The sequence below is a fragment of the Kocuria sp. LHG3120 genome, assembly GCF_049897445.1.
Classification (GTDB): Bacteria; Actinomycetota; Actinomycetes; order Actinomycetales; family Micrococcaceae; genus Kocuria; species Kocuria rosea.
Window position 1 is genome coordinate 505,105 of record NZ_JAFCWG010000002.1, and the last position, 24,065, is coordinate 529,169.

Annotated in this window: 26 protein-coding genes and 1 pseudogene; 13 read left to right on the forward strand and 14 right to left on the reverse strand. The window is 67.9% G+C overall.

What is annotated here, in order from left to right; translation table 11 throughout:
- Nucleotides 1-280: 280 nt before the first annotated feature.
- The 3 genes from ACP7CD_RS06320 to ACP7CD_RS06330 form a co-directional block, all read right to left on the reverse strand.
- A complete protein-coding gene (locus tag ACP7CD_RS06320; protein ID WP_419966927.1) occupies nucleotides 281-535 on the reverse strand; it encodes a hypothetical protein in 255 nt (84 codons plus the stop codon).
- 75 nt (nucleotides 536-610) lie between these two features.
- A complete protein-coding gene (locus tag ACP7CD_RS06325) occupies nucleotides 611-1,384 on the reverse strand; it encodes an SDR family NAD(P)-dependent oxidoreductase (RefSeq protein ID WP_031282360.1) in 774 nt (257 codons plus the stop codon).
- A gap of 29 nt (nucleotides 1,385-1,413) precedes the next feature.
- A complete protein-coding gene (locus tag ACP7CD_RS06330; RefSeq protein ID WP_426119469.1) occupies nucleotides 1,414-2,238 on the reverse strand; it encodes a sugar phosphate isomerase/epimerase family protein in 825 nt (274 codons plus the stop codon).
- A gap of 168 nt (nucleotides 2,239-2,406) precedes the next feature.
- Between ACP7CD_RS06330 and ACP7CD_RS06335 the strand changes: the two genes are divergently transcribed.
- Nucleotides 2,407-3,126 carry an alpha/beta hydrolase gene (locus ACP7CD_RS06335; protein ID WP_109222679.1) on the forward strand — a complete coding sequence of 240 codons (720 nt, stop codon included), beginning with the start codon at nucleotides 2,407-2,409 and terminating at the stop codon, nucleotides 3,124-3,126.
- A gap of 262 nt (nucleotides 3,127-3,388) precedes the next feature.
- On the opposite strand, the gene ACP7CD_RS06340 is transcribed toward ACP7CD_RS06335, so the two are convergent.
- The 4 genes from ACP7CD_RS06340 to ACP7CD_RS06355 form a co-directional block, all read right to left on the reverse strand.
- A complete protein-coding gene (locus tag ACP7CD_RS06340; protein ID WP_095650922.1) occupies nucleotides 3,389-4,165 on the reverse strand; it encodes an HAD-IIA family hydrolase in 777 nt (258 codons plus the stop codon).
- A gap of 182 nt (nucleotides 4,166-4,347) precedes the next feature.
- Nucleotides 4,348-5,661: a heparan-alpha-glucosaminide N-acetyltransferase domain-containing protein gene (locus tag ACP7CD_RS06345; protein ID WP_426119472.1), complete on the reverse strand. Its 1,314-nt coding sequence runs from the start codon at nucleotides 5,659-5,661 to the stop codon at nucleotides 4,348-4,350.
- 447 nt (nucleotides 5,662-6,108) lie between these two features.
- Nucleotides 6,109-7,074, reverse strand: a complete 966-nt coding sequence (locus ACP7CD_RS06350) for an NAD(P)-dependent alcohol dehydrogenase (RefSeq protein ID WP_426119474.1) — start codon at nucleotides 7,072-7,074, stop codon at nucleotides 6,109-6,111.
- Between the two features lie 17 nt (nucleotides 7,075-7,091).
- Complete coding sequence (locus tag ACP7CD_RS06355; protein WP_426119476.1) at nucleotides 7,092-7,760, reverse strand: TetR/AcrR family transcriptional regulator C-terminal domain-containing protein; 669 nt, start codon at nucleotides 7,758-7,760, stop codon at nucleotides 7,092-7,094.
- Nucleotides 7,761-7,883: 123 nt separating this feature from the next.
- Here ACP7CD_RS06355 and ACP7CD_RS06360 point away from each other — a divergent pair, with 123 nt between their 5' ends.
- Nucleotides 7,884-8,378, forward strand: coding sequence for a DUF6326 family protein (locus ACP7CD_RS06360; RefSeq protein ID WP_426119478.1), 495 nt, complete (start codon nucleotides 7,884-7,886; stop codon nucleotides 8,376-8,378).
- 181 nt (nucleotides 8,379-8,559) lie between these two features.
- Nucleotides 8,560-8,895 (forward strand): hypothetical protein, encoded by a 336-nt coding sequence (locus ACP7CD_RS06365; protein WP_207307522.1) that lies wholly within the window; start codon nucleotides 8,560-8,562, stop codon nucleotides 8,893-8,895.
- Between the two features lie 147 nt (nucleotides 8,896-9,042).
- On the opposite strand, the gene cls is transcribed toward ACP7CD_RS06365, so the two are convergent.
- From cls to ACP7CD_RS06390, 5 genes are all read right to left on the reverse strand, one after another.
- Nucleotides 9,043-10,512, reverse strand: a complete 1,470-nt coding sequence (gene cls / locus ACP7CD_RS06370; RefSeq protein WP_426119481.1) for a cardiolipin synthase — start codon at nucleotides 10,510-10,512, stop codon at nucleotides 9,043-9,045.
- Nucleotides 10,513-10,867: 355 nt separating this feature from the next.
- Nucleotides 10,868-11,473 (reverse strand): hypothetical protein, encoded by a 606-nt coding sequence (locus tag ACP7CD_RS06375; RefSeq protein WP_035928637.1) that lies wholly within the window; start codon nucleotides 11,471-11,473, stop codon nucleotides 10,868-10,870.
- A gap of 284 nt (nucleotides 11,474-11,757) precedes the next feature.
- Complete coding sequence (locus ACP7CD_RS06380) at nucleotides 11,758-12,285, reverse strand: hypothetical protein (RefSeq protein WP_035928642.1); 528 nt, start codon at nucleotides 12,283-12,285, stop codon at nucleotides 11,758-11,760.
- Nucleotides 12,286-12,721: 436 nt separating this feature from the next.
- Entirely contained in the window at nucleotides 12,722-13,093 is a 372-nt protein-coding gene (locus ACP7CD_RS06385) for a hypothetical protein (protein ID WP_035928645.1), read from the reverse strand.
- A 248-nt stretch (nucleotides 13,094-13,341) separates the two neighbouring features.
- Nucleotides 13,342-14,049, reverse strand: a complete 708-nt coding sequence (locus ACP7CD_RS06390; RefSeq protein ID WP_052133042.1) for a Pr6Pr family membrane protein — start codon at nucleotides 14,047-14,049, stop codon at nucleotides 13,342-13,344.
- Nucleotides 14,050-14,574: 525 nt separating this feature from the next.
- On the opposite strand from ACP7CD_RS06390, the gene ACP7CD_RS06395 reads away from it, so the two are divergent.
- The 6 genes from ACP7CD_RS06395 (at nucleotide 14,575) to ACP7CD_RS06420 (ending at nucleotide 18,445) form a co-directional block, all read left to right on the forward strand.
- Nucleotides 14,575-14,817 (forward strand): hypothetical protein, encoded by a 243-nt coding sequence (locus ACP7CD_RS06395; protein WP_426119484.1) that lies wholly within the window; start codon nucleotides 14,575-14,577, stop codon nucleotides 14,815-14,817.
- 89 nt (nucleotides 14,818-14,906) lie between these two features.
- A complete protein-coding gene (locus ACP7CD_RS06400) occupies nucleotides 14,907-15,215 on the forward strand; it encodes a hypothetical protein (protein WP_035928654.1) in 309 nt (102 codons plus the stop codon).
- A gap of 225 nt (nucleotides 15,216-15,440) precedes the next feature.
- Complete coding sequence (locus ACP7CD_RS06405) at nucleotides 15,441-16,580, forward strand: AI-2E family transporter (protein WP_109223202.1); 1,140 nt, start codon at nucleotides 15,441-15,443, stop codon at nucleotides 16,578-16,580.
- 340 nt (nucleotides 16,581-16,920) lie between these two features.
- Nucleotides 16,921-17,343 carry a hypothetical protein gene (locus ACP7CD_RS06410; protein ID WP_035928658.1) on the forward strand — a complete coding sequence of 141 codons (423 nt, stop codon included), beginning with the start codon at nucleotides 16,921-16,923 and terminating at the stop codon, nucleotides 17,341-17,343.
- A gap of 53 nt (nucleotides 17,344-17,396) precedes the next feature.
- Nucleotides 17,397-17,810 carry a hypothetical protein gene (locus ACP7CD_RS06415; protein ID WP_035928661.1) on the forward strand — a complete coding sequence of 138 codons (414 nt, stop codon included), beginning with the start codon at nucleotides 17,397-17,399 and terminating at the stop codon, nucleotides 17,808-17,810.
- 71 nt (nucleotides 17,811-17,881) lie between these two features.
- Nucleotides 17,882-18,445 (forward strand): hypothetical protein, encoded by a 564-nt coding sequence (locus ACP7CD_RS06420; protein ID WP_035928665.1) that lies wholly within the window; start codon nucleotides 17,882-17,884, stop codon nucleotides 18,443-18,445.
- 130 nt (nucleotides 18,446-18,575) lie between these two features.
- On the opposite strand, the gene ACP7CD_RS06425 is transcribed toward ACP7CD_RS06420, so the two are convergent.
- Nucleotides 18,576-19,178 carry a hypothetical protein gene (locus tag ACP7CD_RS06425; RefSeq protein ID WP_035928669.1) on the reverse strand — a complete coding sequence of 201 codons (603 nt, stop codon included), beginning with the start codon at nucleotides 19,176-19,178 and terminating at the stop codon, nucleotides 18,576-18,578.
- 399 nt (nucleotides 19,179-19,577) lie between these two features.
- Between ACP7CD_RS06425 and ACP7CD_RS06430 the strand changes: the two genes are divergently transcribed.
- The 3 genes from ACP7CD_RS06430 to ACP7CD_RS06440 all read left to right on the forward strand — a co-directional run bounded on the left by ACP7CD_RS06430 (nucleotide 19,578) and on the right by ACP7CD_RS06440 (nucleotide 21,060).
- A complete protein-coding gene (locus ACP7CD_RS06430) occupies nucleotides 19,578-20,108 on the forward strand; it encodes a hypothetical protein (protein WP_426119488.1) in 531 nt (176 codons plus the stop codon).
- Between the two features lie 182 nt (nucleotides 20,109-20,290).
- Nucleotides 20,291-20,491: a CsbD family protein gene (locus ACP7CD_RS06435; protein WP_035928674.1), complete on the forward strand. Its 201-nt coding sequence runs from the start codon at nucleotides 20,291-20,293 to the stop codon at nucleotides 20,489-20,491.
- Between the two features lie 110 nt (nucleotides 20,492-20,601).
- Nucleotides 20,602-21,060 carry a DUF4383 domain-containing protein gene (locus tag ACP7CD_RS06440; protein ID WP_035928677.1) on the forward strand — a complete coding sequence of 153 codons (459 nt, stop codon included), beginning with the start codon at nucleotides 20,602-20,604 and terminating at the stop codon, nucleotides 21,058-21,060.
- 166 nt (nucleotides 21,061-21,226) lie between these two features.
- On the opposite strand, the pseudogene ACP7CD_RS06445 reads toward ACP7CD_RS06440, so the two are convergent.
- Nucleotides 21,227-21,583, reverse strand: a pseudogene (locus ACP7CD_RS06445) (recombinase family protein); the annotation flags it as partial.
- A 746-nt stretch (nucleotides 21,584-22,329) separates the two neighbouring features.
- On the opposite strand from ACP7CD_RS06445, the gene ctaD reads away from it, so the two are divergent.
- A complete protein-coding gene (gene ctaD / locus ACP7CD_RS06450; protein WP_426119491.1) occupies nucleotides 22,330-24,045 on the forward strand; it encodes a cytochrome c oxidase subunit I in 1,716 nt (571 codons plus the stop codon).
- The last annotated feature ends 20 nt before the right edge of the window (nucleotides 24,046-24,065 follow it).

Consider the following 24,065-nt stretch of genomic DNA (forward strand, 5'->3'; position numbering starts at 1 on the left):
ACCCCGTCCGGGTGGCTGGGCCCCGCCCCCCTCCCCGCCGGCCACGGGGGGGGGGGGGGGGGGCACCTGTTCGGCGCCGCCCCCCCACCGCTGTCGTTGCCCGGACCTCAGATGCTGCGCCGATCTCGCGACCCGTCCGATCCGGCCGACCGGCAACTCACCGCCCCGCGGTTCCCAGAGCGCCGAGCACGGCGCCTCTCCTGCCACCATGCAGGCAGGACGTCCCCCGCCGTCGCCTCCCGGAACGCCGGCGGGCCACAGTGCTGGAGGCCAGCTCCGGTCAGCGCGGCAGCCTCCACACGGTGTGCCCGGAGGCCTCGACCATCATCCGATCTCGAAGTCTTCCGTCGAGGACCCACAGCACTCCCAGCCGGGGACAGACCGCGTCGACCTCTCCGCGGCAGTGGACCGTGTCCCAGGTCCGGATCTCGACGACGTCACCGACACGGAGGTCGGACACGGCACGGATCTGCACACCCGTCCCGGACGGGCGGGCCAGGGCGGCGGCGGAGCGGGGCTGGACGGGGCGAAGCATGGGTTCTCCTGGGTATGGTTCCGCCGCCTCCCCGCAGGTGCGGGGAGGCGGCGGGCACGTGGCGGGCAGAACGCTCTAGTGCATGTGGCTCCCGCCGTTGATGTCCAGCGTCACTCCCGTGAGGTAGGAGGAGTCCTCGGAGGCGAGGAAGGTGATGGACGCGGCGATCTCCTCGGTGGTGGCCGTGCGCCCGACCGGGATGCCCGCGGCGATGGCGGCCTCCTGCTCGTCGGTGCTGCCCACGCGGATGTTGGTGTCGACCGCCCCGGGGGTCACCGCGTTGACCGTGACCCCGGTCGTGCCCAGCTCGCGGGCCAGCGCCTTGGTGAAGCCCAGGATGGCGGCCTTGGCCGCGGAGTAGGGCACCTTGCCGAAGACCCCGCCGCCGCGCTGGGCGGACACGGAGGACATGTTCACGACCCTGCCCCAGCCCTGCTCGATCATCTCGGGCAGGAACGCCTTGGTGACCAGGTAGGTGCCGGTGGCGTTGACGTCCATGACCTTGTGCCACAGCTCCAGGGTGGTCTCCAGGAACGGGACCGGGGAGGTGATCCCGGCGATGTTGACCACGGCCCCCACCGGCGGAAGGGCGCCGGCAGCGACCTCGGCGGCCACCGCGTCGTGGGCGGCGGTCACCGAGGCCTCGTCCGCGACGTCGATCGCGTGGCCGAAGGCCGGCACGCCGCACTCCTGCCCGATGTCCTGGGCGACCCGGGCGGACTTCTCGGCGTCGAGATCGAGAATCACCACCCCCCATCCTTCACGAGCGAAACGGCGGGCTGTGGTGACTCCGATGCCCTTCTCGGACGTGGCTCCGGTGATGACGGCGGTGCGCTGAACGATCGACATGGTGCTCCTAGGGTGAGTGATGATGGGTTCTACAGCAGTGACGTGATGTGCGCGGCGGCCACGCGGGCGGCCGCCGGGCGCTGGTCGTGGCTGACGTCGCGGGTCTCGAGCTCGAGCGAGAAGTGGCCGGTGTACCCGACACGCTTCAGAGCCCGCAGGCCGGCGGCGAAGTCGGCCTCGCCGTTGCCGATGCTCAGGTTGATGTTTCCCGCGGTGGCGTCGCGCAGGTGCACGTGGGTGAGCTGCTCGGCGAAGGCCTCCACGAAGCGCACCGGATCCCCGCCGGAGGCCACGATGTGGCTGAAGTCCATGACCACACCCACGCCGGTGCCCTCGAGCTCGTCCGCCAGCCGCCGCGCGCGGTCCTCGTTCCAGCACAGCCGGAAGAAGTGCAACGACTCGCACCACAGCTCGACGCCGGCCGCCGCGGCCCGCCGGGATGCCTGGGCCAATTCCCCGGCCACCGTGCGGATGTCCTCCTCGAGGGAGCGGATCGGCTCGTGGTCCAGCGCCCCGCAGGGCAGGACGAGGGCCTCGGCGCCGACAGCGGCCGTGAGCTCGAGGAGCATGTCGAGGTGGTCCGCGCGCTCTGCACGCTGCGCCTCGTCCAGGACCACGTTGAGATCACCCACGTCCCCGTTGACCGAGCGCACGCGCAGACCCGAGTGGTGCACGTCGGCGGCGACCTGCTCGACGGCAGCGGCGTCCAGCACGTAGGGGACGTGGTCGCAGACCCCCGGCAGGGCCCCCAGATCGATCTCCTCGAAGCCGAGCCCTCCAATGGTGCGTAGCGCCTCGGGCAGCGGCTGGTGCCGGAAGCTGATGGACGAGCAGCCCAACCGGGAAGAGATCATGCGATGCCGTCCTTGCCTGTAGCCGTCGAGAACGTGTGCTGTGCATCACGCTATCGCGGCCGACTGTTGACAGTCAACATTCGTCATCTCGGTGTGACTCTTTCGTCAGGAAGCCAAAGGGCTGCGCCCAACCCGCGCGGGGACCACAGACCCTGGAATGCTGACGTCATGAACTCACCACAGTCCTCGGCGGATCGCGCTGTTACCTCGGCCGAGACCGCCACGCGCCCCGCCGAGCCGGACCCGGCCACGCACGTCATCGTCCTTCCCGGAGGCGGGTACGCCGGTCACGCCGACAACGAAGCGGAGCCCATCGCCGAGTGGCTCGGGCAGCTCGGACTGTCAACGAGCGTGTTCCGCTATCCGGTGCACGCCAGGCACCCGGGTCCGCTGGAAGCGGTACGGGCCGAGATCCGCCGGATCCGGACGAACGGTGCCGAACGGGTCGCCCTGCTCGGATCGTCCGCCGGCGGGCACCTGGCCGGCCATGCCGCCCTGAGCGCTGCACCTTCCGCCCTCGAGCGAGTCGACGCGGTGATGCTCTGCTATCCGGTGGTGTCCATGGAGCTCGACACCGACAAGGGCAGCCAGGAGGAACTCCTGGGTCCCTCCCCCAGCACCGAGGAACGGGTCGCAACGTCCCTTGACCGCCTGGTGACCACGACGGCACCACCGTTCTTCATCTGGCACACCGCCGACGACCCGTCAGTGCCGGTGCAGCACTCCTACCTTCTGGCTCTGGCCCTGGCACACGCGGACGTACCCCACGCTCTGCACGTCTTTCCCGCAGGGACGCACGGCCTCGGACTGGCCGAGGGCAGCGGGGAGCCAGAAGCCTGGCCGGGACTGTGCGCGGCATGGCTGTCCGCATTGGGATGGCCGCGGTGATCCCGGCGCGACACCGCACCGACGGGACCGGAGCGACTGGGCAGGAGGAGGGCAGCAGCAAGGATGTCCATCGCTTGCCGGCCCTGAACCGGGCCTGACGCGACGTCGTCGAAACGATCCGTGTCTGACCCCGGCGTCCACAGGCGAGCCGGCGGCTGCGCGACCACACCCCCGGGCCGGGGCTGTGGCCGCTGCCCGGGGCAGGCCGAACATACGTCAGTGGATGGCGCCCCGGGTGACCGGAGGTCGTGGGGGTCCTGTGTCAGATGAGCTCGATGACGTCGGCGATCGAGTCCCGGACCCGTCCGGGACGGTACGGGTAGGTGGTGATGTCGGCGGCTCGGGTGGACCCGCTCAGCACCAGGATCGTCTCCAGCCCGGCTTCGATGCCCGCGACGACGTCGGTGTCCATCCGGTCACCGACCATCACCGTGGTCTCGGAGTGGGCCTCGATGCGGTTCATCGCACTGCGGAACATCATCGGGTTGGGCTTGCCGACGAAGTACGGAACGGCTCCGGTGGCCCGAGTGATCAGGGCCGCGACCGCACCGGTCGCCGGCAGCGGCCCCTCGGCTGAGGGTCCGGTGGCGTCCGGGTTGGTGGCGATGAAGCGTGACCCGGACTCGATCAGCCGGATCGCCTTGGTGATGGCCTCGAAGGAGTACGTCCGGGTCTCCCCCAGGACCACGTAGTCGGGGCTGACATCGGTGAGGGTGTAGCCCACCTCGTACAGCGCGGTGGTCAGACCCGCCTCACCGACCACGTACGCCGAACCACCGGGGACCTGGTCGGCGAGGAACCCGGCGGTGGCCAGCGCCGAGGTCCAGATCGACTCCTCGGGCACGGTCAGCCCGCTCTTGGCCAGCCGGGCCGCGAGGTCCCGAGGGGTGTAGATCGAGTTGTTGGTCAGCACCAGGAAACGGCGTTCCTGGTCGACGAGGCGCTGCAAGAAGTCAGCGGCGCCCGGAAGAGCCTCGCCCTCACGGACGAGCACCCCGTCCATGTCCGTCAACCAGCACTCCGGGCGGGAACGATCCATCACCACACCTCCTGAGATTCGTCATCAACTGTCGACGATGCTACTGCCGCCATCTGATACCCCCTGCGTTTTTCCCACGCCCTGTGCACGGTGACCGGCACCGGCCGTCATCGACGCCGAGGGCAACTGGCCGCGGCCCGTCGGATCGCCCGGTGTCCGTCGGCATGCAGATTGCCGTGCTGTCAGCGCGTGCGGTGCCCGGCAAGGACCAGGCGGCGGGTGAGGTTCGCGCCACGGGCCACGACGCGTTCGAGAGGTCCCTGTCCGAGGGCGCGGTGCCAGGCGGTGGCGAGAAGCGCGGCCACCCCGATCTGGAGGAAGAACCACAGGTAGGGTTGGTCGTAGTGCACCTCGGCGGACAGGGCGAGCAGATGAGCCGAGTACAGGGTGAGGGTCATGGTGCCCATCGCGCTCAACGGCAGCAACCAGCTCCCGAAACGGCGGGTGAGCAGGAGGAAGCCCCCGAGCACGGCCGTCCCCGAGCCCAGGCCCATCACCAGGGCCAGGGGCGTGTTGGTGTGCGGGCCGGCAATCGCCAGCCACCACCAGGTGGTGGTCGGCAGCACCGGGTCCGGGCCGAAGACGATGATGTCGTCGATCCCGTCCTCGGTCAGGGCCGGAGTGTGGGTCATGAGCTGGTCGTAGCCGCCGGCCTGGAGGATCAGCACCCAGTAGGCCAGCCACGCCACCACGGCGACCCCGAGGCCGACCAGAAACAGGCCGACCTGCACCTGGAGGCCGGACAGGTTCAGCCGCCCGATCCCCAGACCGACCAGCAGGTAGGCCAGGTACGGCAGGGCCGGATAGGTGCCGGTCAGCAACAGGTGGGCGAGGGTGGCCCCGGGGGCGGCGGCCAGGTCGACGAAGCCGGGGTTGAGCGCCGCGGCGGCCGACAGGGCCTCACGGGTGGCGTGCATGAGCACCGGGGCGGCCAGGGCGAACACCGCCGCCCAGCCGAAGAGGGCCTTGGCGGAGAGGCCCAGGAACGGGATGGCCAGGACGAAGAAGGCCCCGTAGTAGATCAGGATGTTGATCGCCGGGATCTCCTCGGCGGTGGCGCCCGGGATCAGCGGGTTGATCGCCAGGCCCAGGGCGGTGATCAACCCGGCCCGGACCAGGATCCCGGCCCGGGTGGCGGTCATCGCCCGGCCGGTGTGGGCGGTGCGTCCTCCGGAGGTGAAGGCCAGGCTCACCCCGGCCAACAGCGCGAACAGGGCTGCGGACCGTCCGGCGAAGAGCGTCCACTGGGCGGTGGGGGCGAAGGTCTCCGGGTCCCAGGCGGGCAGGATGTGGATGGAGACCATGCCGATCAGTGCCAGGCCGCGGGCGGCGTCGATCCCGACCAGCCGCCGCTTGCCACCGGCGGCGGCGGCAGCTTCCGTGGCGTCGTCGGAGGTTGTGCCTGCGGGAGCTCCCGCACGGGTGGTTGCCCACGGTGTGGTCTCCGCGGAGACTGCTCCGGATGCGGAGGCCGGACGGCGGTCGGAATCGGTCATGACAGGTGTGGGCTCCCCCGGGCGATGTGTCGGTGAGTCCCCTGCCCACCGGCCCGGACCGGTGGGCCCAGGACGAACTCCACTGGATCAGCCACCGATATGTCCCAGTTATCAGACCTCTGTGTCGGGGCTGGGAATCGGTCGCTGACCAGGGCGGATCCAGCGGACCGTTCCCCGCGCCCCCGTCGGGCTCCTGGCGTCGGCGCAGGGAGCGGGCAGACCGTCACGGGCGATCAGCACAGGTGGACACCATGACCGAGCAGGAGACGGATCTGCGGGACCCGCGGGTGCTGCAGCAGCGCTGGGCCGGGGTTGGGGCGCGATTCCACATCCAGGATCTGTGGCTGTACGTGGCCGCCACAGTCCTGGTCGCCCTGCTGTTCGTCGCCGCGGCCTGCCTGCTCCCCGAAGTGTGGGGATCGACCCTCTCGTCGGTTCGCGCGGTCTTCAGTCGGCACCTGTCCCCGCCTCGACCACCACTTTGCCGAGGGCGTGCCCGTCGCCGACGTAGGTGAGCGCTTCGGGCACCTGCTCGAGCGGGAACACGCGGTCGATGTGGATACGGACATCTCCCGCGACGCATCGGTCGGCAAGAGGCGAGAAATGCGCCGGCCCCGGCTTGACGGCAAGAACGCCCAAACGCCGACCCGTCATCGCGCCGATCAGTGCGCCGACCGTCACCACTCGCAGCAGGGCGCGCGTCGTCCCGCCGACGATCAGGCAGGTGCCACCGGGGGCGAGCGCACGGCGATACGCGAACACCGACCGCCGGGCGACGAGGTCGATGATGAGGTCGTACGGACCGGTGCGCGTGAAGTCGTCGGCGCGATGGTCGATGACCTCGGCGGCCCCCAGGGATCGCATGAAGTCGAGCTTGCCGGCGTTGTCCACCCCGGTGACACGGATGCCGGAAGCAACGGCGAGCTGGAGCGCGAACGCTCCAGTTCCTCCGCCGGCGCCGTTGATCAGCATCCGCTCACCGGGCTTCGCGCGCGCAACTGCTTGCACCGCGATCGCCCCGGACTGCGGCAGTGTCGACGCCTCGGCGAATGACAGTCCGGCCGGCTTGAGCGCGAGAGCGTGCTCGGGCGCCACGGCGTACTCCGCGAAGCCGCCTTTCAGCGCGAGATTGTCGCCGTAGACATCGTCACCGACCCGGAACAGCGTGACCCCTGCGCCCACTGCCTGGACCACTCCCGCGATGTCCGAACCGAGCGTGCGGCGGGCGGGTCTGAACAGGCCGCCGAATCGGGCATAGGCGGGCGACCCGTGCAGCCCCTCCCAATCGCTCAGATTGACCGAGGTCGCGATCACCCGCACGAGCACCTGGCCTCTCCCCGGCGTCGGCGTGGCGATATCGTCGAGCCGCAGCACATCGGGCGACCCGTAGCGGTCATGGACGATCGCTCTCATGCCCGCACGACCATGCGCTAACGCTCGCCCAGCGCGGGGCTCTCGTCGGCGACCCGACGCTCCAGGCCCTCCAGCAGCAGCTCCAACCCGTAGTCGAACTCGTCCGCGAACGCGTAGACGCCATCGCCGAACAGCTCGGTGCGCGAGCGCGCAATGTGCGGATACAGCTCCGCCGACGCCGCGACCTTGACGGCGAACGCTTCCTCGGCGCCGTCCCCCGGTTCGAACGGCAGGCTCGTCCAGGTCAGCGCGAACCCGTACACGTAGGCGTCGATCGCGGAGAACGCGTGTGCTGCCAGCGCAGCGCTGAAGCCCTCGGCCATCAGCACGCCGAGGAGACGATCGTGGTGCTGCAGCAGCGCGGGGCCGGGGTTGGGGCGCGATTCCATCATCCCGAGCACCCACGGATGAGCGGTGAGCACCGACCGCGCCGATCGTGCCCGGCCGGTCAGCGCCTCCCGCCACGTGGCGCCGACCTGGGGCAGTTCGATCCGCTCGAACACCCAGTCGGCGAGGTCGTCGAGCATCGCCTCCTTGCTCGGGACGTGATGGTAGAGCGACATCGCCTCGACGCCGAGCTCCTTCGCGACACTGCGCATGCTCACGGCGGAGACACCCGCGCGGTCGGCGACTGCGGCGGCGGCGTCGATGATCCTCTCCCTGCTCAGTGGTGTGCGTCGCGTCATTTTCCCATCCTTGCGCACTTACGACCGTAAGTCTAAGCTGGTGATCACCCCTTACAGCCGTAAGGCGCATGTTCGGCGAAACCCGAGGGCCTAGCGATCCTCGACACGACAACGGAGCCCACGATGAGAACACGTCGACACACCACCACGCTGGAGAACCCGCGGACCCCGGTGCAGGCCAAGCTCGCGGCAGCCTGGACCAGCTTGATGTTCTTCTACATCTACATCGACTACTTCCACCTCTACCAGCCCGGCGCCATCGACCAGATCCGGGGTGGCGGCATCTTCGAGTTCGACATCACCCCGACGTTGTTGATCATTTTCGTCATGGTCATCGGGATCCCGGCCCTGATGGTGATGCTCTCCATGGCACTGCCCGCCCGGCTGAACCGCGCCACGAACCTCGTCGTGGCATCGCTCTACATCCCCGTCACGGTGTTCAACGCGGTCGGGACGTCCTGGGACTGGGCCTTCTACTACGGCTTCCACATCACCATCGAGGTGGCGCTCCTGGCCTTCATCCTGCGCTCCGCCTGGACCTGGCCCCGCACCGCGTCGCCGGCAACCACGGCGACCAGCCCGGACCGGGAAGCCGCTCGCATCCAGCAGCAAGCGTGAACCTGAGAACAGTCCCCGTCCTGTTCACAGCCATCTGCCTCGGTGCCGCGGTGCGGGCCTCCTGGCGGTGGGACACCGACTTCCACCGGGACGTCGCGTAGGGGCCTGCCAAGGCCCCTACCGGCAGGTCAGGTCAGGGGATGCGCACACAGGTCCGCCACCGCCCTGGAAGGTCTCGGTCATGATCGAGGCACACGAGCTCACCCAGCGCTGCGGCGGCACCACCGCCGCGGAGCACATCGGTGCGGTCGCCGTCCGGAACGGCCTGCTCGTCCTGCTGCTGCCGGGCATCCTCAGCTTCATCCGCCTGGACTGGGCAGAGACCATCGTCAGCCGCCTACCGCTGCCGGCGTCCTCAGCACTCCTCACCACCGGAGCAGCCGAGATGCAAGGTGCCTACCTCTCCGCACAGGCGAGTCTGATCGTGATGGCCGCCTATGCTGTCGTCCCTCTCGCGGCGGCCGCCGTCGTGCACTCGGTGCGGCAGCAGAGCGCGCCGGTCACGACTCACCGATGACTGGAACTGCGCCCTCCAACCCTCCGGCGATGCCCATGAACCGACTGAGACAGGAGAACACCATGAACTCACGCACTCGGCATCCCCGCGGAACGATGGGGAAACGTCCGGTAGCCGGGCCATATGTAAAGCGGAGGGGTGAAGCTGCTATTGCAGGGCGGAGGTGAGTCGGGCGACGTTGTCCAGGTATTTCTGGTGCCGGGGGCGGGCCAGCCATTCCTGCAGGTGCAGTTCGTGGCTGTCCTGGTGGTAGTTCTCCGCGATGGTGTGCATGCGGGTGAGGAAGCCGGGGTCGATGATCATGAGGTTGACCTCGTGGTCCAGGGCGAAGGAGCGGATGTCCATGTTCGAGGAACCCACGACCGCGACCTGTCCGTCGGCGAGCACGAACTTGGCGTGCAGCACCCAGGGGGCCGGGTAGAGGAAGATCCGGATCCCGGCGCGGATGAGTTGTTCGTAGTAGGAGCGTTGGGCGTGATGGGTCGCCGCGTGGGTGGAGGTCTCGCCCACGTAGAGGCGCACCTGGACTCCGCGGCTCACGGCGCTGCGCAGGGCGGTGAGCAGTGCTTCGTCGGGCACGAAGTACGGGGTGCACACCGTGATGTGCTTTTCGGCGGTGGCGAAGATGTGGTGGAAGAGTTCCTGGTTGGATTGCTGTTCCAGTCCCGGCCCGGAGGGCAGCACCTGGCAGGTGATGGTGCCGGGTGCCGGTTGCGGGCGGGGTGCGGGGGTCTGCTCGGCAACGAGCTCGCCGGTCTCGCACGACCAGTCGGTGGCGAAGACCGCGTCCAGGTGCCCGACCGCGGGGCCCTGGATCCGCAGCATCAGGCCCACCCACTGCAGGCCCTTCTTCCGGTTCTTCTTCTTGTTGTAGCTGCGGTCGATGATGTTCTGCGATCCGGTGAACGCTACGGTCCTGTCGATGATGAGGATCTTGCGGTGGTTGCGCAGATCCGGGCGCTGGTACTCCCCGCGCCAGGGCCGCACCGGCAGCATCCGCTGCCACGGGATGTCGGCGGCCTCCAGGCGCCGCACCAGCTTCTGGTAGCCGGGGTAGCCGACCGAGCCGAGGTGATCGATCAGCACCCGCACGGTGACTCCCCGACGGTGGGCCTCTTCCAGGGCGGTGATCACCGGTTCCGTCGTGGGATCGGCCACGGCGATGTAGAACTGGAAGTGCACCGCCGAGCGCGCGGTTCGGATCGCCTGGGCCATGGTCGTCAGGGACGAGTCGTAGTCGTCGAGGATCTCGATCTGGTTGTCGGCCGCCAGGGGGAAGCCGCCATTGTTCCGGTTGAGTTTCACGGTGCGGGCCAGCCAGGGCCCCGTCCCATCGGGTGGGTCGGGGTCGGCGGCGGGACCGGTGTCGCTGATGAGCTCCGGGGCGCGGCGTTGTCGGTCCTTGCGGGCTTGCGGTAGTTGGGCCCGCCCGAACACCAGGTAGGCCACCACTCCCAGGATCGGGAGCATGAGGATGATCAGCACCCACCCCCATCCTGCCCCGGCGGGCCGGTTGCGGGGCACGATGCCTGCGGCGATGAGTCCGATGATCACGGTGAGCGCGATGATGCCCATGGTGACCCATTGCGGGGGTGTCTCGAGGAGGAACTGGATCACGGTGATTGCTCTTCCCGGCGGGGGCGGGTGCCCCACCAACCGTTCGCTCCCCGCCCCTCAGACCGTGGCGAGCACGATGCCCCCGGGCCGGACCCGGGGGCACGGGTGCCCCCGGGTCCGGTGCACCGGCCTGTGCTGTGCATCGAGTTCTCTGGGGTCTTCCTGAACCTGTCCCGGACTCCGCCGAGTTCACGAAGAGCTTTCAAGGGGCGAGAAGGATGCGTCGGCGTCGGAATGTGATTCCTCCTTTGCTATTGGTGATACCGCTTCTCCCGCCGTGCTGGCCGCGACGTCCCCCGGGACGCATCGTGGAGGGGTGGGCCGGGCGTGGCCGAGGGTTCGGTGGGGCTGCTGCTCAGCGGACGAGACCGGCCTGGTGGTCGACGCCGGCCTGGTCGGCCTTGCGGTGGAAGCGCATCCCGGCCAGCCCGCCCAGCACCGCCCCGGCCAGCGGCACCAGCACGGCAACGACCAGGGCGATGATTCCCGCGACCGTCAGGTTCCCGTCCCCGATCGGGATCCGGGGGAGACCGTTGAGCTGGCCCAGTTGGCTGAGGTGGGGACCGGCCACGGCACCGAGCACCGCCAAGAGGACGGCGATGAGGATCGCCCACAGCCACACCGCGATCCCCTGCTTCACCCCGTCGAAACGCGCCATGCGCCCGGCTACATAGCCGCCGCAGAAGTAGGCGATGAACAGCACCACCGTGAGCACGATCCCGCTGATGATCCCCGCCGTGGTGGCGTCCTGGGCGATCTGGCCGGGGTCGATGTTGGTGGCCACCCCGGCGCTGATGGCTGCGGCCAGAGTGGTGAGCAGCACGGTCATGCCGGTGGCGGTGAGCCAACCGAAGAACGCCGAGCCGAACTTCATCCCTCCAAACTTTCGTTTCTCGGCCGCGATCACCTCATCGCGCCGGCCTTTGGGGGTGGAAGCCCCGGAGTAGTGCTGGTCGCTCATGCTGTGCTCCTTCTGGGGTGTTGCAGCGGCGGTGCCCGCTCTGGCGGTGGCGGTCTGAACTGAACGGGCCGAGTACACGGCACCAGCACCTCAGGGTCTCTCTTGGGTCGTGGTCCGGGCCCTGTGGACATGGATGCGCACGGTGAGAACCTCGGAACCCGACACCGCCATCGCGTCCGAATACGGTGGCTTTCTGAACGCGCCCTCGGGCCGCCGTGACCGGATGGACCAGGCATGGTGGTGCGCCGGCCCCTCGCCCGAAGGCGAGGGGCTGGCATGCCGGATCATTCCTGTTCGAGGATCTCGCCGCTGGTGGCCATGATGTAGGGCTCGCCTTCGAAGTCGGTGAACAGCTCGTCGTCGAGATCCACGCCCAGTTGCTCCTCGACGCCGGTGACGCTGAAGTTCTCCTGCACGGTGCCGGTCACCTGGATGACCTGCCCTTCGTCCACGGCGGGGACCTCTTCGTCCTCGACGATCAGCAACGGATCCACAGCGCCGGCGATGGCGAAGGAGTCCGGTGACAGCGTCTCGCTCACCTCCGCCGAGACGGTGACCTGCTGACCCACATAGGTCGTGGCCTCGTCGTAGAACTCCTGGTTGTAGGCACCGTCGTAGGCCATCACTGCGGCCCCCTCCGTGGCGTCATCGGTGGCAGGGGCGGAGCTTTCGACGACCTCGCCGTCGGTGATGTCCTCGACGTCGGTGCCGGCCTCCGGGCCTTCGGTGCCGCACCCGGCCAACCCGAGCCCTGCGGCGGCGACCAGGGCGGCCGCGGCCTTGCGGGTGGTGTATCGCCTCTGCGTGTCCATGGTGTGCTCCCTGGAACTGGTAGGTGGCGCCCGGCTCCCGCTGCTCAGTGAATGGTCAGCGGCTCGAGTGCCCGTACTTCCACCGTGGAACCAGTTCCCTGGCGCCACAAGGGAAAACACCGGACTCTGCGAGCCTTCCCCGGGGTTGGTAGCGCAATACCAGGGAAGCTGGAGGCTAGTACCTCAGCAGCTGCGAGGGCTCGCACCGGAAGCTGTGACCGCCCTGTGACCTCACTGCCTTCCCGGGAGCCCTCGCAGCAGTGGATCCGGGGGCACCTCGGCGGGGGCGGCGCGGGATGAATCCTTGGCCTGCCTGCACCCGGTGCTTCGCTTCAGGTTCTGGCCGGAAGGGGTGTTGAGGGGCTGGTGCATCTCCGTGCCGCCCCTGCTGTCACAGGCACACGGCGCCGTCGAGGTGGCGGTGGGGAGGAGGGGCTCAGCGGGACCAGTGGTGGGACAGGAATTTGAGGCCGACAACGGCCAGCAGACAGCCCAGGGCCAGCCATGATGCTCCCTGCAGTGCTGCGCCCTCAAGGATTCGGAACACCCCGGTGAGAAGGACGCTCAGCACGCCCACTCCCAGGAAGAACGTCATCACGATCAGCACCGCATTTTCTGCCCCGGGCATGGCCACGCTGGCTTGCTCGTCCACGGTCGAACGCTGGTGGATGATCAAGACCATGATCACCACCACGGCCATGAGCACACCGGCCGCCGCGTAGCTCATCTGCAGCAGATACCCCACACTGATCGCCCCCACAGCGAGCAGGCCCACGAGGACGTAAGCGGTGACGTTGCGTTGACGCATCAAGACGTCCTCTCTCGTGGCCGGCTGATCCGGGTGGCCACCGCAGGGGCCAGGACCTCGAGTCCGGCAGGACACCTGTCCGTAGGACAGAAGGCCCCGCAAGCCTCACCAGCGAATGAGCCCCGGGTGCAGACCCCTCACAGTATTCATCAGAACAGGGCCCTCACCCTGGTGATCCCCAGAAACAGCGGCACTCTCGGAATCGGGGGCCCGGTGTCGTTGCTGGTGGTGAGTGGTGGCCAGTGCGTTCACTGGTCTGTTGAAGGGACATTTCTCGTGCCCATATTGTTCGTTGAGCGCAGCCCCCCTCCTGCCGAGTGCTGCTCCTCAGGTGCACCCGGTAGACGGGGCAGGCGGCTTGCGGCGACCACGGACAGGGCCACCAGCAGGATGAGCACGGACACCCCGAGGGCGTACATGGCCACGGCGTGGTAGCCGCCCACCATGCGGGGGTCGAGGAAGAAGTAGGGGTACCAACCCACCATGCGGCCCCGGACCAGGGTGTAGAACGCCCACAGGGCGGGAAAGATCATCGCCACCCACACCGTGGACCACCGCAGCCGGTGCCGGCCGGGACTCAGCAGGAAATCGGCCACCGCGTAGACAGGCAGCACGAAGTGCAGGACCTTCGAGGACAGCGGGACCAGGAACAGGTGGCCGAACAACTCCGCGTTGGCCAGCAGCAGGCCGAACACGGTTCCGGAGACCACCATGTAGGTGGTGGCCACGGCGCGGAAGACGGTCAGCCACACCGGCTCCGCCCCGGTGGCCGTGATGTGGAACGCCGCCAGCAGCACGGCCAGGATCAGCAGGAAGGTGCTGTGGATGGTGAAGTAGCTGAACAGGTTGGTACCCCGGCACGTGCCGGTGACCAGGGCGCAGTCCGCCCGGGCAGTCACAGCCCACACGGCGACGACCAGGGCTGTGACACGCACCGCGAGGACGAAGAACCGCACGGCTTCCCCTTCCTCACCCCACCCGGAAGCGACCACCACCGCGGAAACCCGCTGCGCTCACCTCGGAGGAACGCCCGCCACTTCTTTCCCGCCCCAGGCTAGGGGGTGGACCGAGGCCATCATGACGTCTGTGCAAGAGTCAGGTCCACCACCGGCGGACTCGGCAGGCGCCTACAGTGGGAACGCCCTAGTTCGATGACAGGAGGGGAAGCGATGGTGGAGCCTGGACCTGCCCGAGGGTTTCGCGGTGTCCCTCACGCCCGCTTCCTGAAATGGGTTGTGGTATCAGCGGTGCTGTGCACGATTCTGAGCGGATGCACCGACCCCACGCCCCCAAGCCCGGAGGGCCCCGATGCTTCGGGGGTGCCGAGCCCGAACACCACCTCACCTTCGCCGGTGCACGGCCCGTGGGGCGCGTACGGGAGTCAGGAGCAGGCGTGTGCGGGGGTGGCCGGTGATGTGGTGACGCTGTCTCTGCTCCCCTCCAGTCTCCCGGTGAGCCAACGGGTGGAGGACGTCCAACAGGTGGAGGACGAAGTCGAGGCCATGCTCGAGGCCGCCCCACCAGCAGTGGCCTCCTCCTATGCCCGGATCCAGCTGGCGGTCGACTCCTACGGCGAGGACCTCACCGTCGACGCCTCCCCCACGCCCACCCCAGCCCCCACCCGGGCACCTGCCGCAGAACCACGATTTGACGACCTCGCTCTTCAGGAAGCACTCGAGCAGATCCGGATGTGGCTGACCGACACGTGCCAGAACCGCCGCTGAATCGCAGCCGGCACTCTGCATGCTCGCCTGCGGCGATGCCTCGGATGCCGCCGTTTGACTCCCGGCCGGACAACGGCGAGTCCAGGAATGTGCTCGCCACCACCCTGGGGGTTGTCGAGGACGCGCATGTGCTCAGGAGGCACTTGGGGGACCTGTCATCGGTGATCGTCATGAGCCACCGGATTCGCGCCCCGGATTGCGGCGTGTTCGTCGAGGCGGGCGAGGTCGTGCGGGTGCGGGTGACTGGCCTGGAACTGCTCCAGCAGCACCTCCACGTGGCGGTGGACCCTGTCGGCGATGAGCGGATACCGGCTGGCGCCTTCGATGCGGGCCGCCAGGTCGATCAGCGCTTGCAGGACCGGGACGTGGTCGGTGGCGTGGGGGCGGATCTACCATGAGCCCCTGCCACCACCCGGTCTCAGGAAGTAGGAGCTCTCATGCCTGCGTTTCCACCGTTGCCAGGCCGCTCGTAGCCGAATCCGGATTCCTCCGAGATCGCTGACGGCGATTTTCCGCACCCTGGGGATGGTTCATCTGTGCCGGCCTCGCTGGGGGCACGGCGAGTCGTGTCGCCCTGGGCCGATGGGCTGGGACGGGCGGGGTCGCGCGATCTCCAGGTACTGGTGCTGTCCCTCGTTGCTGCCGCGGTGGCCTACGCCTTAATGGCCGTCAAGGTGGTCGTGCTGGCAGTGCTGGTAGCCCTCATCCTTGCCTCGGCGACCCGGCCGCTGGTGAGCCGGCTCGAGCGCCGTGGCTGGCCCAGTTTCTGGGCGGCCGTCCTGGTCTTCAGTGCTCTGGTGCTCGCCCTGGGTGGGGTGATCACTGTGGTGGTGCTGCGGATCAGTGATGATCTGGACGAGTTGGTGATCTCCACGGTCGCCGGGTGGCAGCATCTTCAGGAGCTCACCGCAGCTGGGCCTCCGCCGTTGCCGGTGGACTCGGCCACGGTCAACGCGGCGCTGACGGAACTCAATGACTACCTCACCAGTACGGCGGCGCGGCGCAACGCGATCAGCGGGCTCACGGTAATCACCGAAATCATCACGGGGACCGTTCTGACGGCGATCGTGCTGTTCTTCTTCCTCAAGGACGGTCCGCTGCTGTGGAACTTCGTGCTGCGGTGGTTCACCGGCGTACAGCGGGCCAAGGTCGCGGAGTCCGGTGATCGGGCGGTGAGCATCCTGGGCGGTTACGTGCGTGGCATCGCCGTGGTCGCTACCGTCGATGCCACCTTCATCGGTCTGGGCCTGTTTTGGGTGGGCGTGCCCCTGGTCATCCCCCTGACGATGATCACTTTCCTGGCCGCCTTCGTGCCCATCATCGGGGCCGTCACCGCCGGTGTACTGGCCGCCCTGGTCGCCCTGGTGACTCAGGGGCCTGGTGCGGCGCTGATTGTTCTCGGCATCGTGATCGTGGTCAACCAGGTGGAGGGAAACCTGCTGCAACCGGTGATTATGGGCCACACCCTGAGTCTGCACGCCCTGGTGGTGTTGCTCGCCCTGTCGGTCGGCGCCCTGCTCGGCGGGGTGGCCGGGGCCGTGCTGGCGGTCCCCCTGACCGCGGTGGCGTGGGCGGTCCTGCAGGTCTGGACCACCCGATACCAGCAAGGCCAGGACCCGGTCCTGGGAACCGACCCGGTCTCCGGGCACGGGGTCGCTGAGCGGGCCAGCCGCCGGCACCGCCGCAAGTACCGACGAATGCGGCAACAAAGCCCTCCTCCCGCACCCCCCTCCGGCCAGAGCCCTGAAATCTCCGCCCGGTAAATGAGCAGAAGGTTCCTATCGGTTGCCTACCGATCCCGTGTACGCCCGCGGCCAGCTGTCTGAACATCCCCTGGAATTTTCCTCCCAGGGCCTCCCCGAGCCATACCGTGGAGAGACAGGGCCGGTTTCGAGCCCACACCCGTTGCCCGGTCCCGCCCCACCTCGCTGAAGCCACATCCGCCTTCGGCGGCGCCGCCACCGACCAGGAACGATAATGAACTTCCACCACAACAACCGGCCCCGCAGGGCCCCCACCGCCGCAGCAATCGCTGTAGCCGCCCTGGCACTCACCGCCTGCGGCGGGCCGACCACGCCACCGCCGGATGCGCCTGTGGAGCAATTGGTAGACCCCGAGGCGGTACCCACCGGCCCCTACGCCGGGCCCTACGACCAGGCCTTCGCCGAGGACCTCGAGCACTACGCCGAGCAGGAGGTGACGCTGCGCGCCCAGGTGCAGACCGTTGTCAGCCCGGTGGCCTTCACCATCACCACCCCCGATCCTTCCGGCGAGGACACCGAGGAAAGCGGCAAGTTCGCACCGCTGCTGGTAATGGACTTCGACGACCCCTCCCCCGTTCTGAATCCCGGTGACCAGATCGAGATCACCGGCACGGTCCATGCCGCCTACAACGTCCCCGACACCGAGGAGAACCTCGGGGCCCCACCCGGGCCGGAGGTGCTGGCCGCCTACGACGGCCAACCCTTCCTCAACGCCACCTCCGTACAGACCACAGCCCCACAGGCCACGGCACCGGCCCCCTGACCCGGCTGAGGCCACGACGCCGCCCCGCACGATCACGGAAGACGAGGACCACCATGGACATCACCACCCGCACCCTCACCACCGGTGCCGCCGCACTGCTGGCGGCCGCCACCATGACCGGGTGCACCAGTGAGACCGACCTGACCCAGGCCGACCAGTCCGATATCCCCACCGAGGAACTCATCGGCGACACCATGACCCTGACCAACGAGGTCCAGGAGGTCCTGCCCCACGGCATCATCACCATCGGCGCCGAAGACACCATCATCATCGCCAACCAGCTCCCCGAGGGCCTGGGCCTAGGCGACGACGTGGAGGTCACCGGCACCGTGGAAAAGCGCGACGTCTTCACCATCGACGACCTCGAAACCCTCCAACAGGTCACCGATGAGGAGACCGCCCAGTACTTCGTGAACCGCGAAGAGGAACTCATCCTCACCGACGCCACCGTCACCCGCACCGACTGACCCACGGGCACCGGCACCGGGCAGGTGCCGCCACAGGTCAGTCGAGAATGTCCACGGACCGAAGGAGCGCCATGAGCACCACCCCCACGACGACGACGCCACGCCTGAGCGTGGTGATGCTGTGCCTGTCCGCCGGCGTCCTGGCCGGCTGCGGATCCACCCAGTCCCCGGATCCTGCCCCTGGGACCGGGACTGCTGAAAGCAGCTCCACCGCCCAGTCCAGCGCATCCCTCCCGGCCGCGGCCCCCGCTCCGGGGACCGGAAACGAGTCGACCGGTGGGTATGTCGGGGCCTATGACGAGGCTTTCCACGCCGAGCTGTCCTCCTACACCGGCCAACAGGTGAGTCTCACAGGGGAGGTCGGTGACCTGATCCGCTCTCGTTCCGCCTACGAGCTCACCAGCCCCACCAGCCCGGATCTGGATCCGTTGCTGATCAGCGCCGCCTACGCGGTCCCGGACCTGCAGATCGGCGACACCGTCACGGTGACCGGCACCCTCCGCGAAGGGTTCGAACCACCCGTGGTGGAGGAGGCGGTGACAGGAGACGAGGAGGCCGGCTTCTACGACCAACACCTCGGGCAGCCCTACCTGGACGAAGCGCAGGTCGAGATCCTGGACTCCCCCGCCTCGTGACTCCCGCCCCCATCACCCGGCGGTGGAGCACGTGGGGTCCTCACCGGCTGCCCGCGGTGTCAGCCACCGCGCCCCTGCCACACCAGATGCAGGAGCAGACTCCGGGGTGGTGTCCTCGGCCGGTGTCAGCTCACGTGTTCTCCGCCCCAGGTGGGGTCCCGGCGTCTGCGGTGCGGGACCGTTGGGCCCACCACACCACCAGGGCCCCGGCCACGAGGGAACCTGCCATGCCGGCGAAGATGTCGATGACCGTGTCGGTGTAACCCACGATCATGCCCTCCGGGTTGAGCTGTTCGACCGCCCACTCGTAGTACTCCCACACCACCGCCGCCGTCGTCCCGGTGGTGCCCACCCACACGATCGGCGCCCACGAACGGGTCCGCACCGACGGGTCCCGGGCATCGGGCAACAGCCGGGCCTGGACCAGCAGGAAATAGCACACCGCCGCCAGACTGCCCGGGGTCAGAAAGTGCACCAGCGAATCCACCTCCCCCGGTGACCGATACCAATGCTGGACCGAACCCCACATCGCCACCAGGATCAGCACCGCGAAAGCCGCCGCGAACCCCACCGGCACTTTCGCCCGGCGGGCCAGGAGCATGATCCCGGCCACTACCGCGAACCGCAGCACCGCCTCCCAGCGTCCGGCCACCCCCATGGCCACCGCGCTGAGCCCCGCGGCAGCCACCGCGGCGAGGAAGATCCCCGAACTCACCCTGGTCCTCGTGGTCATGCTGCTCGCTCCTATCCGTGGTGTCATCCCGCTCGTGCCTTTGGGCCATTGGGGTGGTTCGCCCGTTCCCGGATAAGCCTGGGGCCCACCGTGCAGGAGGCCACTGTGAGCCCGCCGGGAAAGAGCTCACCGGTCCTCATACCAGGAGAACTCATGCCGGCCGTCCCGTTCCCGGGGGGATCACGAGCCGGTCACAGGTTCCGGTGCGGAACCCCGCAGGTTCCGCCATATGGGCTTTCAGCTTCCTCTGTATTGCGCTACAACCGCCGGGGAGGCCACGCAGAATCTCGCCTCATCCATTGTCGCCGCAGTGCCAGGCGCCCACGGTGGAAGAACGGGGCCTCGAACCACTCCACGGACAAACCCCGAGACCCGCCCGCTGACTTCAGGAGGATTCCCGTGATCACCCACTATCGACACACCACTCGCACGGCAGTCGCGGCCCTGATCACCGCCGCCGGCCTCGGTCTGACCGGGTGCGGCACCGAGGGACCCGAAACCGGCACCGACGTAGAAGACGTCACCGAAGGCGAAGTCCTGGAGTCCTCCCCTGCCCCGGAAAACAACCCCACCGCCGGGGACACCTTCATCGGCAACTACGACCAGGACTTCTACGACGAGCGGGAAACCTATGCGGGTCAAGAGGTGACACTGTCCGCGGAGGTCAACGACGTCCTCGACGACGACGCCTTCGTGATCGCCGGCACCGCCGAGACCACCGTGGACCCATTGCTGGTGCTCTACAACATGGATCAGATCGACATCGAAGAAGGCCAGGTCGTGGAGGTCACCGGCACGGTTCGGGAAGCCTTCGACCTGCCCACCATCGAGGATGAGACCCAGAAGGACCTCGAGGACGACCTCTACCAGGACTATGACCAACAGCCCTACCTCGAAGCCACAGACGTGCAACTGATCCCAGAGGAGTAGGTCCCCGACAGTCCCCACCGCGGACCCCAGGCCCACTACGACGCAAGGGGCGTCAATGCCGGTGGCGGAGGCCGAGAACACGCGGCCGCCTGTCAGCACAAAGAAGCACCCCAGAGGGTTGTCCGGGCGTGCTGGTGCAGCCTGGTGAGTCGGGGCTAGTGAGAAATCGGAGGGAGTACCTGATGGGACTCACAGACAAGATCAGGGCCGCCGTGGACCAGACCGCCGGGTCGGCTAAGGCGAAGATCGGCGCTGTCACCCATGATCCCGCCCTGCAGGCCGAAGGGCACGCACAGAACGCCGTGGGTCATGCCAAACAGTCCGACAGCGACTCCGGGAACCTCGAGGAGAGGGCCCGAGAAATCGCCGACCGACCCGGGTAAACCGGCACGGGCATCCAATCCCGGCCTACGTAATGCAGGAAGAGGTGCAGCCCACGATGCCCGCTCGGAGGCACTTACCAGAACGAAGAGTGCTGAAAAGAGGACCCACGATGCCTACCCGTACCGCTCGACCCGCTCACCGCTCCGCGGTCCAAACCGCGGCCCTGGCCTATGGGACTGTCTTCCTGCTCATCGGAATCGCCGGATTCATTCCGGGGATCACCACCGACTACGACACCATGCGCTTCATCGGCCATCACTCCCAAGCCATGCTGCTGGGCGTTTTCCAAGTCTCCGTCCTGCACAACGTTGTCCACCTGCTCTACGGCGGCATCGGGATGGTCCTGACCGGTTCCGCCACCAGCGCCCGGCACTACCTGCTGTGGGGCGGGGTGGTCTACCTGGGGCTGTGGATTTACGGGCTGCTCAGCGGCCAGGACTCAGCGGCCAACTTCGTACCGTTGAACCCCGCCGATGACTGGTTGCACCTGGTCCTGGGCGTCACCATGGTCGGCCTGTCCTTCCTGCCACGCGCCCCCCACCGGACCGCCACCGGACCGACCCACTGACCACCGGGGTCGACACAAATCAGCCGCTGCCTGCTGATACCGACCCATACCAAGACCGTGGCCACCCAGCTGCACCAGCACCAGGTGCACCATCTCGTCCCCGCCCGATCCCCAGCGACCCGGATCGGTCCGACACCAGGGTGCCTGGATGTACCGCTTGATGTGCTCAGGCTGCCGCTGTGGGCAGTTCACGAATCCGCCGCAAAGTGGCCCTCGACATTCCTAAGCCGCGTGCGCCCCCGGGGCCCGCTCCCCGAACTCAAACAGCCGCACCGCAGAACGGATCGGGGAGTCGGGCGTCGTCCGCCGAGGTCCTTGCCGGCGGCCCTTCGCTTGGCGACCGAGTCGGTGATGTGTTCGCGCTTGATCTCCAGCTCCATCTGCGCCAGGGCGGTCATCACAGTGAACATCATCGGCCTCATCGGGGTGACGGTGTCCACGTCTCTCCCACCAACCTTCAGCACCCGCCATCCGGCACTCAGGTCCGCAATGCCTCGGCGAAAGCGGGCATGTCCTGCGTCGATCAGCCCAAAACATCCGCGCCCTGCGGCCGCGTCGGAGCTTCCCAGCTGCTGCGATACCTGCTGCTGGGCGAGGGCGACACCGCCCCCGTGGTCCGGAAAATCCTCCGCGAGCACGAACCTGACCCCCGCCGACGCCCCGGTGTGCACGTCGGCTAGATCATCAGAGGGAGGAGCGCTGGTGTGTTCGGGGAGAGCACCACGATTCCACCAGTGGAGCGGACTGGTGATACCGGGCGGGACTGCCCCGGGTTTCCTTGACAGGGGTAACCAAGCCATGGGGCAGGTCAGAGAGTCAATGGAAGTCGGGGCAGTCCCGGGCTGTCCCACTGGTAGGTGGTATTCAGGCCACGGTGGTGCCCACGGGCAGGGCTCCGGGATCAGTGGCTGTGCCGGTCCCACCGCCGATAGCCAGTTGGCGCAGCGCCATCGTCAGCGGTGACCCGCCATAGACCACCACCAAGATTGTGCCGGCGGCTAGCAGCGCCCCACCCTTGATCACGCCCGACCCTGATTACCGCGATGTTGGTCTCCTAGCTCACCGGGCACGGAAGGGCTTCATCAGGGTCTCGGCGGCGTAGTCGCGGGGTTGGGCACGGCGGGGGCGCAGGAGTACTGTCGGAGCTCACCGCTCGGCTGCAATTTGGGGAGACAACGGGTTTTCAAGCCTGGTTTCTGGCAACACGGCGAAGAACTCTCGTGGCTGGTAAATCCAGCATTTCCCGTGAGACTCCAGGAGGTTCTTCCGATGGCCATCTACGAGTACACCGCTGAGGAACGCCGTCCGGTCCCCGCCCCGCAGGTGGTGCCCCGGTCCAAGGGGCGGATGGTCGTCAACTGGATCACGTCCACCGACCACAAGACGATCGGGTACATGTACCTGATCTCCTCCTTCGCCTTCTTCTGCATCGCCGGCGTCATGGCGCTGCTGATCCGCGCCGAGCTCTTCGAGCCGGGCATGCAGATCCTGGAGACCAAGGAGCAGTACAACCAGCTGTTCACCATGCACGGCACGCTGATGCTACTGATGTTCGGCACCCCGCTGTTCGTCGGCTTCGCCAACGTCATCGTCCCGCTGCAGATCGGCGCACCCGACGTCGCGTTCCCGCGGCTCAACGCCCTGGCGTTCTGGTTCTTCCTGTTCGGCTCGCTGATCGCGACCGCCGGGTTCCTCACCCCGCAGGGCGCGGCCTCCTTCGGCTGGTTCGCGTACACGCCGTTGAGCAACTCCTCGTTCTCGCCCGGGGCCGGTGGGGACCTCTGGGTCTTCGGCCTCGCCCTGTCCGGCTTCGGCACGATCATGGGCGGGGTGAACTTCATCACCACGATCATCGCGATGCGCGCCCCCGGCATGACCGTGTGGCGGATGGGCCTGTTCACCTGGACCACGCTCATCACCTCGCTGCTCGTGATCATGGTGTTCCCGCCGCTGGCGGCCGCGCTGTTCGCACTCGGCATGGACCGGACCCTGGGCGGGCACATCTTCGACCCGGCCAACGGCGGGGCGGTGCTGTGGCAGCACCTCTTCTGGTTCTTCGGCCACCCCGAGGTGTACGTGCTCGCGCTGCCGTTCTTCGGCATCGTCTCCGAGATCATCCCGGTGTTCTCCCGCAAGCCGCTGTTCGGCTACAAGGGCCTCGTGTTCGCGACCATCGCGATCGCCGCCCTGTCGGTGACCGTGTGGGCACACCACATGTACGTCACCGGGGCCGTGATGCTGTCCTTCTTCGCGTTCATGACCATGATGATCGCCGTGCCCACCGGCGTGAAGTTCTTCAACTGGATCGGCACCATGTGGCAGGGCTCGATCACCTTCGAGACCCCCATGCTGTGGGTGTTGGGCTTCATGTTCACGTTCCTGTTCGGCGGCCTGACCGGCGTCATCCTGGCCACCCCGCCGCTGGACTTCCACGTCTCCGACTCCTACTTCGTGGTCGCCCACTTCCACTACGTGGTCTTCGGGACAGTCGTGTTCTCCATGTTCGCCGGGTTCTACTTCTGGTGGCCCAAGTTCACCGGCAAGATGCTCAACGAGCGGATCGGCAAGATCCACTTCTGGCTGCTGTTCCTCGGCTTCCACATGACCTTCCTGATCCAGCACTGGCTGGGCGTGGACGGCATGCCGCGCCGCTACGCGGACTACCTGCCGGAGGACAACTTCATGTGGATGAACCAGATCTCCACGGTGGGCGCGATGCTTCTAGGGGCCTCGATGATCCCGTTCCTCTACAACGTCTGGACGACCGCCCGGCACGGGGAGAAGGTGGAGGTCGACGACCCCTGGGGCTTCGGCGGATCGCTGGAGTGGGCGACGTCCTGCCCGCCGCCGCGGCACAACTTCACCTCGCTGCCGCGCATCCGCTCCGAGCGGCCGGCGCTGGACCTGCACCACCCGGAGCTGGCCGCGGAGTCCCCGCAGCAGTCCCCGGTCGACGACGCCGCCATCGCCACCCGGGATACCTGAGACCCGGTCCTGGGTTCCGG